Source organism: Paraburkholderia sp. Ac-20340 (genome assembly GCF_017104965.1).
Taxonomy (GTDB): Bacteria; Pseudomonadota; Gammaproteobacteria; order Burkholderiales; family Burkholderiaceae; genus Paraburkholderia.
Genome location: NZ_JAAGPR010000017.1, coordinates 17,596 through 31,381 on the forward strand (window position 1 = coordinate 17,596; position 13,786 = coordinate 31,381).

The 13,786-nt window shown below is 63.4% G+C and carries 11 protein-coding genes; 7 read left to right on the top strand and 4 right to left on the bottom strand.

The features are described from left to right. Positions 1-10: 10 nt before the first annotated feature. Both G3N59_RS20655 and G3N59_RS20660 read right to left on the bottom strand, forming a co-directional pair. A complete protein-coding gene (locus tag G3N59_RS20655; RefSeq protein WP_205984487.1) occupies positions 11-1,387 on the bottom strand; it encodes a replication initiation protein in 1,377 nt (458 codons plus the stop codon). A 1,477-nt stretch (positions 1,388-2,864) separates the two neighbouring features. Continuing rightward, entirely contained in the window at positions 2,865-3,203 is a 339-nt protein-coding gene (locus tag G3N59_RS20660; RefSeq protein ID WP_205984488.1) for a hypothetical protein, read from the bottom strand. A gap of 244 nt (positions 3,204-3,447) precedes the next feature. Here G3N59_RS20660 and G3N59_RS20665 point away from each other — a divergent pair, with 244 nt between their 5' ends. From G3N59_RS20665 to G3N59_RS20685, 5 genes are all read left to right on the top strand, one after another. After that, the gene (locus G3N59_RS20665; RefSeq protein ID WP_241023666.1) at positions 3,448-5,208 is read left to right on the top strand and encodes a HAMP domain-containing sensor histidine kinase; all 1,761 of its coding nucleotides are present in this window, start codon (positions 3,448-3,450) and stop codon (positions 5,206-5,208) included. Further along, a complete protein-coding gene (locus tag G3N59_RS20670; RefSeq protein ID WP_205984489.1) occupies positions 5,205-5,894 on the top strand; it encodes a response regulator transcription factor in 690 nt (229 codons plus the stop codon). Before G3N59_RS20665 ends, G3N59_RS20670 begins: the two co-directional genes overlap by 4 nt. Positions 5,895-6,051: 157 nt before the next feature. Then, positions 6,052-6,726: a response regulator transcription factor gene (locus G3N59_RS20675; protein WP_205984614.1), complete on the top strand. Its 675-nt coding sequence runs from the start codon at positions 6,052-6,054 to the stop codon at positions 6,724-6,726. A 51-nt stretch (positions 6,727-6,777) separates the two neighbouring features. Further along, positions 6,778-8,187: a HAMP domain-containing sensor histidine kinase gene (locus tag G3N59_RS20680; RefSeq protein WP_205984615.1), complete on the top strand. Its 1,410-nt coding sequence runs from the start codon at positions 6,778-6,780 to the stop codon at positions 8,185-8,187. Positions 8,188-8,224: 37 nt separating this feature from the next. Then, complete coding sequence (locus tag G3N59_RS20685) at positions 8,225-8,989, top strand: response regulator transcription factor (protein ID WP_205984490.1); 765 nt, start codon at positions 8,225-8,227, stop codon at positions 8,987-8,989. Positions 8,990-9,176: 187 nt separating this feature from the next. Here G3N59_RS20685 and G3N59_RS20690 read toward each other — a convergent pair whose 3' ends face one another. Then, positions 9,177-9,458, bottom strand: coding sequence for a DUF4148 domain-containing protein (locus G3N59_RS20690; RefSeq protein WP_205984491.1), 282 nt, complete (start codon positions 9,456-9,458; stop codon positions 9,177-9,179). A 327-nt stretch (positions 9,459-9,785) separates the two neighbouring features. Here G3N59_RS20690 and G3N59_RS20695 point away from each other — a divergent pair, with 327 nt between their 5' ends. Further along, a complete protein-coding gene (locus G3N59_RS20695) occupies positions 9,786-10,745 on the top strand; it encodes a sulfonate ABC transporter substrate-binding protein (RefSeq protein ID WP_205984492.1) in 960 nt (319 codons plus the stop codon). Positions 10,746-10,781: 36 nt separating this feature from the next. Here G3N59_RS20695 and G3N59_RS20700 read toward each other — a convergent pair whose 3' ends face one another. Next, on the bottom strand, positions 10,782-12,494 hold the full coding sequence (locus G3N59_RS20700) for a metallophosphoesterase family protein (RefSeq protein ID WP_205984493.1): 1,713 nt from the start codon (positions 12,492-12,494) through the stop codon (positions 10,782-10,784). Between the two features lie 412 nt (positions 12,495-12,906). Between G3N59_RS20700 and G3N59_RS20705 the strand changes: the two genes are divergently transcribed. Then, positions 12,907-13,767 carry a transporter substrate-binding domain-containing protein gene (locus G3N59_RS20705; protein WP_205984494.1) on the top strand — a complete coding sequence of 287 codons (861 nt, stop codon included), beginning with the start codon at positions 12,907-12,909 and terminating at the stop codon, positions 13,765-13,767. Positions 13,768-13,786: the final 19 nt, after the last annotated feature.

The window sequence follows — 13,786 nt, forward strand, 5'->3', positions numbered from 1 at the left end:
CGTTGCACGCTCACTCTTCGCGCGACTTGAATGCGAATTCGACGTCGGCCAGTGCACCAAGGCCATCCCCTGCCGGCGCTTGCTGTCCGCTCAACAGGAATTCGAGCAGATCGGCGGCCGTCGGTTGACCCCAGGTATCCAGCACGACCCAACGGAAGAAGTTCGTCGACGCCATTTTGCTCGGCACCTTCGACGTCGAGACCTTCAGCTTGTCCATGCCGACCGTCTCGTTGTAGCGCTTGATGAGCGCCGTCTGGTCGTCGTACTCGAGCTCGTTGAAGTAGGAACGCGCCTCGGCAATCTTCGCCGCGATGTAGCGATCCTGGACCTGATCCTGACTTTCGCGTGCCTTGCCCGCATCGGCATTCGCTCCGGCTGCCGCATTTGCGCCGGGCAACTGATAACCCTGCATGAGCGCCTTGCGGAAATACGCGGCCACATTGGCCAGCGGCGCAGCATTTTTCTGCGCGACGCGTGCCGCCGTGTAGGCGACCGCGGAGCGAATCTTTTCATCGCCGTACTGCTTGAGCAGGCGACGCGCTTCCGAAACCGGAATGCTGAACTTCGCCATCTCGCCAATCAGCAGGGTGTCATTGGCGCGAAGCTCCTGCGACGGGTCCGTTTCCGGCTTGCGCGTCACGCGGAACTGCAGGGCCACGACCGATCTGCCGACCTTGTGCTCGATCAGCTCGAAGTTGTGATCCGAGATCTCGTTGACTTCCTTGATGCAGGGCACCAGCACGCGGCTCTTGAACTGCTTGTACAGCTTGTACGACTGCGCCGACGTGTCCTGGCCAAGAATCAGATCGCGCAATGTCGCCAGCGGGAAACGCGCGGTCATGCCCACGGCTTCGTAACGCACGACGTTTTCCCACAGCGCGAGCGAATGCGCTTTCCTGAACTGACGCGTGATCCGCATATCGATCATCGCGTAGATTTCGGGATTCAGGAGCTCACCGCGAATCTGCTCGGAAAAGGTGTAGCGCAGCACCGATCGTTCGAGTTCGGCGCCTGCCAGCAGACCCGAAGCCTTCCAGATGCTGCGTTTATCCTGAGTCAGGTAGTCCCAGTTGACGACCGTGCTGATGAGCGAGTTGATCGTTTCCTTGACGTACTCTGTGTTGTTGCTGTTCAGATCGACGTCCTGCGAGAGGGCGGAGATCGTGATCTCGAACGACGAGCGGCCTTGCTCGAGGGAATCCTGGCGGATCGCATTCTTGATCAGCGAGCTGAACATCTTGCGCTGCTGCAGACTGATCGATCCGGATTTCGGCGCGATGTGAATCGCGGGTACCGCCTTGCGGAAAAGATCAGGCGGCTGGCCTTGCTGGAATACGAGTGCACCTTGCTTGTCGGCGTCGCCGGCGTCGGCCTTTTTTCTTGCCATATGACCCACGTGATAGGGAACCTGGTCGGTTGGTAACTGTATACCAACCGACCAGGTGACTCAAGCGCGCCGATATGTCAGTGTAGGTGGACCGCACTCGCGGAAGGAAAACTTGACAGCCGCTCCGCGATTCCTGGTCGCGCCAGCACGCCGATGCCCGTGCCGACGACTTGAACGAACCGGGAGGAGAGCCCATAACACGTAACCTAAGCATCTGGGCGCTCCAGAAATACCACCCATAACCGGATACCTTTAGTGAAAATGTGAGCACTCACTCTCGATAAAGTTACCCACAGGTGCCCAGTTATGGGAGTTTTTGCCGATCTGGGCCTACGGCAGCCTACGCCGCGCCGGCACGTGGAAAAGCTCCCATCCAAGGTGACCTTGGGTTGATCCCATAAATGGATACCTCAAATTGCGGTGCTTTCTGCCTTTCCTACCCGGCGGATCCCAGAAACCACCCATATCGCGTTACCTTTGTCTGATCCCATAAGCGGTGACCTCATGAATCGACGATCACCTGCCATCAAGTCTCTCGCGCAGGTCTCTGAAAATAGAGGCAAGGGTGACCTCCAGACGCGCGCAGGAAAGCGACCATAAGCGGTTACCTTCAAAAATCCCCATAACTGGATACCCCAAACGTAGCAAACAGCACTCCAAAGCCTTCTCCGTGCACGTTTGCTGCCCATAACCCGCTACCTACGTACGCTCCCATAACCTGCAACCTGAGGGCATTTCGGCAAGAATTCCCATACGGCGAGACCTTTTTCCCATATCCACAGTCCCGAATCCCCATCCCTGGATACCGAAATCCCATATCCACAGCCTCCAACTCCCATACACGGTACCTCAGGCCCCATAACATGCCACCAAATCGGCCGCAAACCCTTGCCCAGTAAGGATTCCAGCCGGCTAAAGGTTTACTAAAGGTTCTAAAGCGTATTTGGTAAACACTGAAACAGGCGTTCGGGAAGAAAGAGGTCTCCCAAAACCGGGACCCTAACTAGATGTAAGTGGTCACCAACTTCCCGAAAACCATATCTGGTGACCTAAGCGCATCCGCGCTCAGCAAACCATCCCACTGGATGGCACCTTTGCCGGAGACCTTCACTCAAAACTTTCAGTCTGACCGCTAAACCCATGATTTTTATAGAGTCGATTCTGAAGGTATCGAAATATGGGAAGCGAGCGTGCCGTATAGGTCACGCGCTATGGGAAGAATCCACGCTCCGCAGCCTGCCGCGTTGCAATCAGACACCTGGCGACAGGTAACACCGAATCCGTCTGACACGAACCGTTGAACGCCTGAAAAACGGCGATCTGGGGTAAACCCGCTAAAGGTCACCGGTTCCCATAACGCGTTACCTTAGAAAGGTCTCCGTTAATGGGAATCCGGTGGGTGTCCGGCAACGCTTGCTGAGCAAGGTCCACCGTGACTCGCGCAAACGGTGACCTTGCGAAGCGTCGAACCGAAGCCTCAGTTCGCCTGAGCGCGAGCCTGGATCTGGGCCGGCGGAGCATCCTGCGGCTGCATCGCCGTCTGCCCGGCAAGACAATCATGTCGATACAGCTTGCCCAGACGCTCCTGGGCGGCTTCCAGGTCCGACGGATACTCGTTGTCTACCGCGTGCTCCTCGTAGCCCACCAGCGAGAGATCCTTAATCTCCTGCATGAGCTCGCTGTGTGTGACCTCATGCGCCGGTTTCACGAACGGGTAGCTATGACAGGCGCGCGGCGAAAGATGGGGCGCGGCGAACGCGCTCACGCTTGCGGCGCCCAGCAGGGGAATCAATGCGAACCTGAACCAACGCTTCATGGTGACCTCCGATTTATTCTCGATTTGTGGACCGATGCCTGACCAGCCCGTGGATGAATCGCCGGCGTGCCTGCCGGCGAAAATCGAGAATAAGAAGTCAGCCGATGCGGGAAACGCTCACCAGCATGAAAGAACGTTTATCGACGAGCACCGCCGATCGATGCACGCGCATCCATGCCCGCCCACGCCTCGCGTAGATCCGAATTGACAAATTGACAGCTTCACGTCAACCGACGGTAAGGACATGACCCTCTCTTCATCGTCGCGATGCGGTTTGGGCAAGTCGTGCCCACTAAGATGGCCGGGCACGCGCGCAAAGATGGCGCTCGTGCGCTCAACGAGGACCGTCATCGAGGGAAGTCATGTCAGCCAGCGAATTCACGATGCCACCACGCCCGACGCTCCGGCAGCCGCATCCGGCACGGGGCACACGATGAACCTGCCCGGTTGGGTCGCCGGCCGCATGGGCGCCTTCGTGCCGGAGGTGTCGCAGGGACGCGACACGCGCGCACCGCTGGACGCCGAACCGGCGCACGCCACGGCAGCCGGGCTCGGCCACGAGCGCTGGAAGACCACGACCTTTCGCTGGTTCGCCGCCTACGCCGCCGTGTTTTCGGTGTCCTTTATGGTGTTGCTCGGTTTTATCGAGTATTCGGTGACCCACGCGATGCTGCGCGAGACCGACAGCGGCCTGCGCTGGCAACTGCGTTATTTCGATTCGCGCGGCGACGCGACGCTCGGCGCCACCCTCAATGCGCGCCTGCATCGCGAAAACCGGCAACAGAACTACTACGGCCTGTTCAGCGCGGACGGCCGCTGGCTCGCCGGCGACATCCGCAGCTTGCCGCCGAAACTCGCTCTTGACCCGTGGGGCCGCTCGCACGAGCACGCCAGCGGCCAGAGCTTGCTGGTCGATACCACCGCCGCTCCGCAAGACCCGACGGCGCTGCGCGCGATGGGCGAAGTCCGCGCGGACGGCTCGCGCCTGGTCGTGGCGCGCACGCTGTCGGATGTGCGCCACGTCCACGGCGAACTGCTCAAGGCGCTGTTCGGCGGTGGCCTGCTTTGCCTGTGCGGCAGTCTGTGCGCCGGGCTGCTGCTGAGCATGCGGCAGATCCGGCGCGTCGCGCAGATCCGCCGTGCGACCGCGCGCATCGCCGCTGGCGAACTGGGCGAACGGCTGCCCGTGGTCGGCCGCGACGAACTCGACATGCTGGCCGATCTGGTCAACCGCATGCTCGACGAGGTCGAACGGCTGATCGGCGAAGTCAAAAGCGCCTGCGACGGCATCGCCCACGACCTGCGCACGCCGCTCACGCGGCTGCGCCTGCGTCTCTCGCACGCCGCCGAGACCCTTCACAGCCGTGGCGAGCCCGCGGTGGCCGAGGTGATCGAAAGCGCCCGCGACGAGGCCGACACGGTCCTCGAGCGCTTCGCCGCGCTGCTGCGCATTTCGGAGATCGGCGCGATCAAGCGGCGCAGCGCGTTCGCCGAGGTGGCGTTGCCCGACCTCGTGACCGAGCTATGCGAGCTTTACGCCCCGCTCGCCGAAGACAAAACGATCGACCTGCGTATTACGCTGGCCGACGTCGCCCCCCTTCACGCCGATCGCGCGCTGCTCTTCGAAGCCTTCAGCAATCTGCTCGACAACGCCATCAAGTTCGCGCCGCAAGGCGGCCAGGTCTGCGTCGCGCTGCATGCCACTGCCGCAGGCGCGCAGTTCAGCGTCACCGATAACGGCCCCGGCATCGCCCCCGCCGAACGCAGCGCGGTGCTCGGCCGCTACTACCGCAGCGATGCGGCGCGCCATGTGCCGGGCACGGGTCTGGGCCTCGGCATCGTCGCGGCGGTGCTGCGCTTGCACGACTACCGCCTGTCGATCGGCGACGCAAGCGAAGCGATCGCTCACTTGAACCTGGGCACCGCCTCCCCCACCACCACGGGCACGACCGTCACCATCGACTGCTGGTCTCATCACTCCCGGTCTACCACGCGCCAACAATGAGAGTTCTGTTGTGCTCCTCCTCCGACGCGGAGCGGAGCTATCTATACAAGGCGCTGAGCGAGAGCCTCAACAGCGTCGAGGTTGCCGACAACCTCTACTACGCGGTCTATCTCGCCTCCCACGAACCCTTCGACACGGTGATCCTGTGCGCGAGCGGCGCACACGCGCACGATGGCCTCACCGACGCGCTCACCTCGTTCACGCGCCTGCCCGACGCGCCCGCCGTCGTGATCGCGCTCACGCGTGCGACGCCGGCCGATTGCGCCCGTCTGCTGCGTGCGGGCGCCGATGCCTGCTTCGTGCAGCCCTGGTCGGTGCTCGAAATCCAGGAGCGCATGCTGGCGCTGCGCCGCACGGCGCTCACCCAGGCGGGGCCGAGCCTCGCGCGGCTTGACCCGCTCACGCGCGATCTGGTCGAAGAAGACCGGCGCATCTCGCTCACCACGCGCGAATATCTGCTGGTGGAATGCCTGCTGCGCCACGCCAACGCGCCGGTCGCGCGCGAACAGTTGATCCGCTATGCCTGGCCCGAGAAAGGCGATGTCGAGCCGTCGAGCGTCAATCTCGTGGTCTCGCGCCTGCGCCGCAAGTTCATCACGCACGGCGCGCGCACGCAGATCGAGACGATCAACCGCTACGGTTATCAGCTCGACCTGCGCGCCACCCCACTGGGAAGCAACCCGTAAGCGGTTTGCAAGCATCGGCAAAACATCGCCGGGTATTTGCAAACCTAAATTTAATTTCATGAAAGCTGGCGCGGCACGGCGGCCCGACGACGGTAAACTCGCACTTCGAGAGAGGCCGCGCTGGTGACGCGCGGCGGAGTGCGAGGAAATGAGTCAGGTGCGTGTATTGACGGTGGAAGACGATGCCGTCACAGCTAACGAAATAGTCAGTGAATTAACCCAGCGCGGCTTCGTGGTCGACTGGGTCGACAACGGCCGCGACGGCATGGCGCGCGCGATGAGCGACGAGTACGACGCGATCACGCTCGACCGCATGCTGCCGGGCGTCGACGGCCTGTCGATCCTCACCGCGATGCGCACGGTCGGCATCCAGACGCCGGTGCTGATGTTGAGCGCTTTGGGCGACGTCGACGAACGCGTGCGCGGTCTGCGCGCGGGCGGCGACGATTACCTCACCAAACCCTTCGATCCCGAAGAACTGACCGCGCGCCTCGAAGTGCTGCTGCGCCGCCGTCAGGCCGCCACGGTCACGCGCGAAACGGCGCTGAACGTGGGCCCGCTCGAACTCGACCTGATCTCGCGCAAGGTGCGCCGCGACGGCGAAGAAGTCGCGCTGTTGCCCACCGAATACCGCGTGCTCGAATTCATGATGCGCCATGCAGGCAAGACCATCACGCGCACGATGCTGTTCGAAGCCGTGTGGGGTTACCACTTCGATCCGGGCACCAACCTGATCGACGTGCATATGGGCCGCCTGCGCAAGAAAATCGATCCGCCGGGCGTGCCGCCGCTGATCCAGACGGTGCGCGGCTCCGGCTACATTCTCGGATAAACCTGCGTGTCGAGCCGTCCCTCCTTACCTTCTGCGTCCACGGCGCCCGCGATGCCGCGCCGCCGCTGGCACACCACCACGTTCCGCTGGCTGTGCGCCTACACCGTGCTGTTCGGTGTGATCCTCACGCTGCTCGTGGGCTTTATCGCCTGGAGCGCCACCCGTTCGATCGAGCGCGATACCGACACGATCATGGGCTGGCAGCTCATCTACTTCGATTCGATTCCCGATGCGCAGCTGCCCGACGCGATCTATCAGCGTCTCGAGCACGAACGCATGCACGTGAACTACTACGGCCTGTTTACCGCCGATGGCCGTTACGTCGCGGGCGATCTGCTCGAAGCGCCGGCCAGCATCACCTATGACCGCGTGGGCTGCACGCTGCGCCACACGCTCAATCTGCGCGACCGCGTGCAGTCGCCGATCGTGCGCGCGCTCGCCGAAGTGCGGCCCAACGGCATGCACCTCGTGGTCGCGCGCGACATGACGAACGTGCTGGAAATCCGCGAATTCATGGTGCGTACGCTGGTGGTCGGCGCGGTGCTCGCGCTGCTGGCGGCAGCGGCGGGCGGTTTCGCGCTCGGCTTGCGGCAGATTCGCCGCGTGCGCGAATTCCGCCGCGTGACCCAATGCATCGCGCGCGGCGACCTCGATCAACGCCTGCCCGTGGGCGGCGACGACGAACTCGACATGCTCGCGCATCTCGTGAACCACATGCTCGACGAAGTCGAACGGCTGATGGGCGAAGTGAAGGGCGCCTGCGATGGGATCGCGCACGATCTGCGCACGCCGCTCGTGCATCTGCACACGCTGCTCGCGCGCATTGCCGAACGCGAAAGCCTGCGCGCCGATACCGAAGGCGCCGACATGATGGATCGCGCGCGCACCGAAACCGGCCAGCTGCTCGAACGCTTCCGTGCGATGCTGCGCATTTCGGAGATCGGCACGCTGCATCGGCGCGGCGGTTTTGCGACCGTCGATCTGCGCGAACTCGTCGATGAACTCGCCGAGCTTTACGAGCCGCTCGCAGAAAGCCGCGAGATCGACTGGCGCGTGCATACCGAAGCCGTCACGGAAATTCACGGCGACCGCGCGCTGCTGTTCGAAGCCTTCAGCAACCTCATCGACAACGCGATCAAGTTCGCGCCGCATGGCGGCATCGTCAGCGTGCGGCTGCGCTCGACCGCGTCCGGTCCGATGCTCGATGTCGCCGATAACGGCCTGGGCATCGCGCCCGCCGAACGCGCCGCCGTGCTCCAGCGCTTCTATCGCGGCGACGCGGTGCGCCATATCGCCGGTTCCGGTCTGGGGCTGAGCGTGGTGGCTGCGGTGTTGCGCGTGCACGACTTCACGCTGCATATCGCCGATGCAGGCGATCTCGCCATCGGCGATGCCGCTGGAACATCGCACGGCCCAGGCGCGCGCATGAGCGTGGAATGCTGGCCGCGCGCGCTGACCTGAACGACGCAGACAAGCCCTTAAAAGACGTTACGAAGCAATGCGCATTCTCCTCATCTCGCCCAGCCACGCCGAAGGCGCCTGGCTGCAAAAGGCCCTGCAGGAAAGCGCCCACAGCCTGCAACGCGCGGAAGAGCTGCGCGACGGTCTCTATGTCGCGGGCGAAGAGCCGTTCGACGCGGTGATCGCCGTCGCGCTCGACGGCGCCATGCTGCCCGAACTGCTCGCGCTCCTGCCCCGCTTCGCCGAAGCGACCAAAGGCGCGACCATCATCGCCGTGCTCGGCATCGAAGCGACCGCCGCCGCGCGCTCGCAACTGCTGCGTGCGGGCGCCGATGCGTGCTTCCGCTATCCGTTCTCGTTTATCGAAATGCACGAGCGCATGCTCGCGCTGCTGCGCACGGGCCCCGCGCCCGCTGCGCTCACGGCGTTGAGCGCGCAAGCGGGTGCAAAAGCGGGCACAAAAACGGGCACAAAATCCGGCGCACCCTTGAGCACCGACGGCGAGACGCCCCTGCCGCTGCTCGATGCGAGCACGCGCGAGATCGTCGAAGGCGCACGCCGCGCCGAACTCACGCGCCGCGAATACCTGCTGGTCGAATGTCTGCTGCGTCAGGCCGATATGCCGGTGCCGCGCGATCAGATGATTCGCTACGCGTGGCCCGAAAAAGACGATATCGATCCTTCCACCGTGAACCTCGTGGTCTCGCGCCTGCGCCGCAAACTCGAACGCGAAGCCATCGAAGTGCGCATCGAAACCATCAGCCGATACGGCTATCAACTCACGCTGCCGAAGCACGCGTAAACCCAAAACACGCGACCTGAACCCAAGGTAACCGCTTATGGGATTTCAGGTCACATGCGTGTCATGGGTCGTGTACCTGTCGCGCAAAAAACAAAGCGGCACGCATCGAGCGTGCCGCTTTCGCATGAACCTCCAGACACCGCGCAAGCGCCGCCCTGACGGCGCTTTGAGCCTGTAAAACAAGGCCTCAATGCGCGTAGAGCGTCGAGTTCAGGTAGGCGAGTTGACCATCCTGCTCGGCTTGCACGAGTTCGTGATAGACCTCGGCGCGCGTCTTCTGATGCACCGGCTGACCATAAGGTGCTACCCAACCGCCGTTGTTGAACGCGGTGGCCGTGTTGTTCATGGCGACCTGGGTCGACGTGGCCGGCTGGGCGTTCTGCGCGGGGGCCGTATCGGCGGTTTGGGCGAAAGCGGACGTGGTGACAACAGCACCTGCGAAAGCAGCGATGAGCATGAGCGACTTCATGGAAACTATCCTCCAGAGAACGTATTTGTTGGCCGCGTTGGCCGGCTGGCGAATGCGATCAGGCGCATTCCGGTATGGAGAGAATAGTTAGGTCAGCCTATCGAACCCGATGCATCACCATGAAAGAATGTTTAGACAAACGCCAGGAAACGTTGAGAAAGGCGTGGCGCGGGAAATAGCGCGCCTCGATGCCGCTGCCGCAATGCCGCTGCCTCAATGCCGCTTAGTCCTTGCGCTGCTTTGCATCGGAAAACTTCATCGTTCTGCGTGGGCGATGCGCTTCGTAGAATCGGTCGAACCTTACGCACCGGTTAAAGAATCGATCCCATGAGCACACGCCGCGACTTCCTCAAATTCACCCTGGGCGCCGCCGCTGCCGCGCTGCCCGCGCTCGACGTTTCACGCGTGCTGGCGGCGCCCGCGCCGCGCACGCTGCGCATCGGTAACCAGAAGGGCGCGCTGAGCATCCTGAAGGGCCGTGGCGCGCTCGAACAACGGCTCGCGCCGCTGGGCGTCAACGTCACCTGGACCGAATTCAACGCGGGGCCGGTGCAGCTCGAAGCGCTCAATGTCGGCTCGATCGATTTCGGCGATGTGGGCGAAGCGCCGCCAATCTTCGCGCAGGCCGCTGGCGCGCCGCTCGCCTATGTGGCGGCCACGCCGCCGCGTCCGCGCTCGGAGGCCGTGCTCGTGCCGCGCAATTCCACCTTGCGCGACGTGGCGGATCTCAAGGGCAAGCGCGTGGCGTTCAATCGGGGCAGCAATGTGCACTACTTCCTCGTGCAACTGCTGCGCAAACACGGTCTCGATTACGCCGATGTGCGCCCCGTGTTCCTCTCGCCGCCCGACGCGCGCGCCGCGTTCGAAAACGGCTCGATCGACGCCTGGGTGATCTGGGACCCGTTCTACGCGGCGGCGCAGACGAACCTGGGCGCACGCGTACTCGCCGATGCAAGCGGCGTAGTCGGCAATCGCGGTTTCTATTTTTCGTCGCAGAAGTTCGCGCAGCAGAACGCCGACGTGATCCGCATCGTCATCGACGAAATCGCGAAAACGGAAGAATGGGGCAAGACCCATCGCAGCGAATATGCCGCCGAACTGGCGAAGCTCTGGGGTCTGCCCGCGCCGGTCGTGCAGCAGGCCGTCGATCGCAATGAATTCGGCGCGGTTCCCATCACGAAGTCGATTCTCGGCGAGCAGCAGAAGATCGCCGATACGTTCCTCGACTTAGGTCTCGTGCCCAGACGGGTGGACGTGCTGCAGGCGGCGGCCTCAGGTCTCGTCTGAGCGCCGCCGTGGTTACCATTGCCTTGAACTGGCCAATCAGCCGCGCGACTTCGTCAACGTGACGGTCTCGAACAGCTCGTAGTTCGAGGTGGGCGTCTGGTCGGCGCCCGGCGCGTGATAGTAGTTCATCGTGATGGTGGTCTTGCCGTCATGCGCGCCGGGGTCCACGTCGAATACCGCAATCCCATAACCGGTACCCGTATCGCGCTGCGCGGACCAGATCGCGTCCTCCAGCGCGTCCGCGCCCGGACGCACATACGAGCCCGCCGCCGCGCCCGCGGCCGTGTTCGGCACCGGCCGGTTGGGCTTCGTGAAGATCTGCGCCTGCGGATTGCCGTTACCCGCATCCACGCCATACACGTCGAGCGGCGCGCTGGTGCCCCCGCCGCCCAGAATCAGGTGGATGGTGCCGTGACTCGTGTCGAAGGTGTTCGCGCCCGCCTGCGCCAGTTGTGCGTGCGCGACCGGCTTCGGCTGCAGCGTATCGACGGGCTCGCCCGTCTTCGCATCCACGCCCGCATGATGATTGCAGCCGCGCACCGGATAGCTGCGCTCGTAATCGTGATCGTGGCCGCACACCACCAGATCCACGCCATAGCGGTCGAACAGCGGCAGCCACGCCTCGCGCAGGCCCTTGTCCGAACCGTTGCCGGTCTTCGACGAACTGAGCGCGTCCTGATGCATCTGCACGACGATCCAGTCGATATCGTCGTCCTGCGCGGCCTGATGCAGCGTCTTTTCGAGCCAGCGCGTCTGTTCGCCGTTGCTGTAGCCGCGCACGTAGAACGAGGTGCCGGCCGCAATCGGCGCATTGCCGGTGCTGGCGACCGGCACGAGCGGCGCGGGACCGGCCACGAAGGCGGCGGCGTCCTGATAGACCACATCGTCGGCGTCGAGCGAAATAAACAGCACATTGCTCACACGAAAGCGATACCAGCGCCCCGAAAAGCGTGTGCCGTTATCGGGCAGCGTATAGCGCGTCAGATACGAATCCAGCCCCTGTGCGCCGTTGTAGAACTCGATTTCGTGATTGCCCGGACAAGGCATCCACGGACGGTTCGACGACGACGTCTGGTTGTTGTTGCCGAAGTCGCGCCACACCTCGGTCTGATGCGCGGGATTCAGGTTCGCGTAGCACAGGTCGCCGTTGAGCAGGTGAAACAGCGGCTGGAAGCGCTCGACGGCTTCCACGGCAAAGCGGCTTTGCGGCGACGACAACACCCAGCCCGTGTTGGGCGTGGCCAGGTCGCCGTAGCTCGTGAAACGGAACGGTTTGCGGCCGTGCGGCGCGGTCTTGACGGTCGCGTTGAAGGGATTGCCCGCGTGGCTGTCGTTATCGGCGGTGACCTCGTAGCGATAGGTCGTGTCCGCGTGCAGATCGCGCAGACGCGCGTGATAGGTGAACACGACCACGCCGGTGAGGCCGTCCGTGTAGGTGCGCTGGATCGCGTCGACGGTGTCGCGGCGGCCACGGTCGGTCGTATAGGTCACGCGCGGGCGCGTGGCGGCCGCAAGCGAGGCCCACGAGACCACCACTTCGCTCGTCGGGTCCGCGCCCCAGGTCAGGTGAATCTGCTCGGGCGTGCCGTCGGGCGTGGCCGTATCGGCTTTCGCCGCGCCGGAGAGCGCCGCGGCGGCGCCCGCCGCGCTCGCAAAGCCGGATGCGCCGGCGAGCTTCAGAAAGCCGCGGCGCGACACGCCGCTGGTGGAATCGGTGGACGGTGTATCGGGAATGTTCTTGTTCGTCATGTCGAATCGCCTCGTGACCGGGCAGCGCGAGCACGCGACTGCGCGTTTTGCAGGGAGAGTGTCGGCGAAACGATGGCTTTCTTGCATGACCTCGCGATGACACACACGGGGCGCCAAGCCAGCCGCCGCAAGCGATTTGCAATAAGTCGTCTAGTTAACTCGCGATGATTCAAGGCCTGCGAGCCGCGCCCGAATTGCGTCAATGCGCCGGAATGACACCGTATTCGTCGATGGAATGCGCCGTTCTAGTGCACTTATCGGGGATTGCCAGGGCATTCCCTGGATCGGCCCGTTTTTATTGAAAAGCGCTTGCGTCCTGCATTTTGTTCCCGCAATCTTGTCTAGACAACACGGACGGGCCGCACGCTGCGCCCGCTTCATTACGGTTAGCTCGATGACAAGGAGTAGCGACATGCAGGTGAAGTGCACCCGACTGGTCAAGGCCCTGATCGGAGCCGCGTTCGGCGCGGCGCTGCTGGCAGGCGGCAACGCAGGCGCGAAGGAATGGAAGACCGTGACGATCGCGCTCGACGGCAGCTACGCGCCGTGGAATCTGACCCTGCCGGGCGGCAAGCTCGGCGGCTTCGAACCGGAACTCGTCGCCAATCTCTGCGCCCGCGCGCAACTGCAGTGCAACCTGGTCACGCAGGATTGGGACGGCATGATTCCCGGTCTGCAGGCCGGTAAGTTCGATGTCCTGATGGATGCGATTTCCATCACGCCGGACCGCGAAAAGATCCTCGCGTTCTCGAAGCCGTATGCGGCCACGCCCGCAACCTTCGCCGTGTCGGACACGAAGATCCTGCCGAAGTCCGGTCCCAACGCGAGCCAGGTGAAACTCGACAACGACGCGCGCAGCAACCTGCCCGCCATCGACGGCCTGCGCAAGGCGCTCAAGGGCAAGACCATCGGCCTGCAATCGGGCACGATCTACACGCGCTTCGTGACCGACAACTTCAAGGACGTGGCCTCGATCCGCGTCTACAAGACCTCGCCCGAGCGCGATCTCGACCTGGCCAACGGCCGTATCGACGCGTCGTTCGACGATGTCACCTACTACGCCGCCAACGCCGGCAAGCCCGATTCGAACAGCATCGTCATGGCGGGCCCGCAGATCGCCGGTCCGGTCTGGGGCCCGGGCGAAGGCCTCGCCTTCCGCAAGCAGGACGCCGATCTGAAAGCGAAATTCGACACCGCCATCGCCGCCGCACAGGCCGACGGCACGGTCAAGAAGCTCGCGCTCAAGTGGTTCAAGACCGACGTGACGCCTTGATCGCGTCAAGCCGCATGGG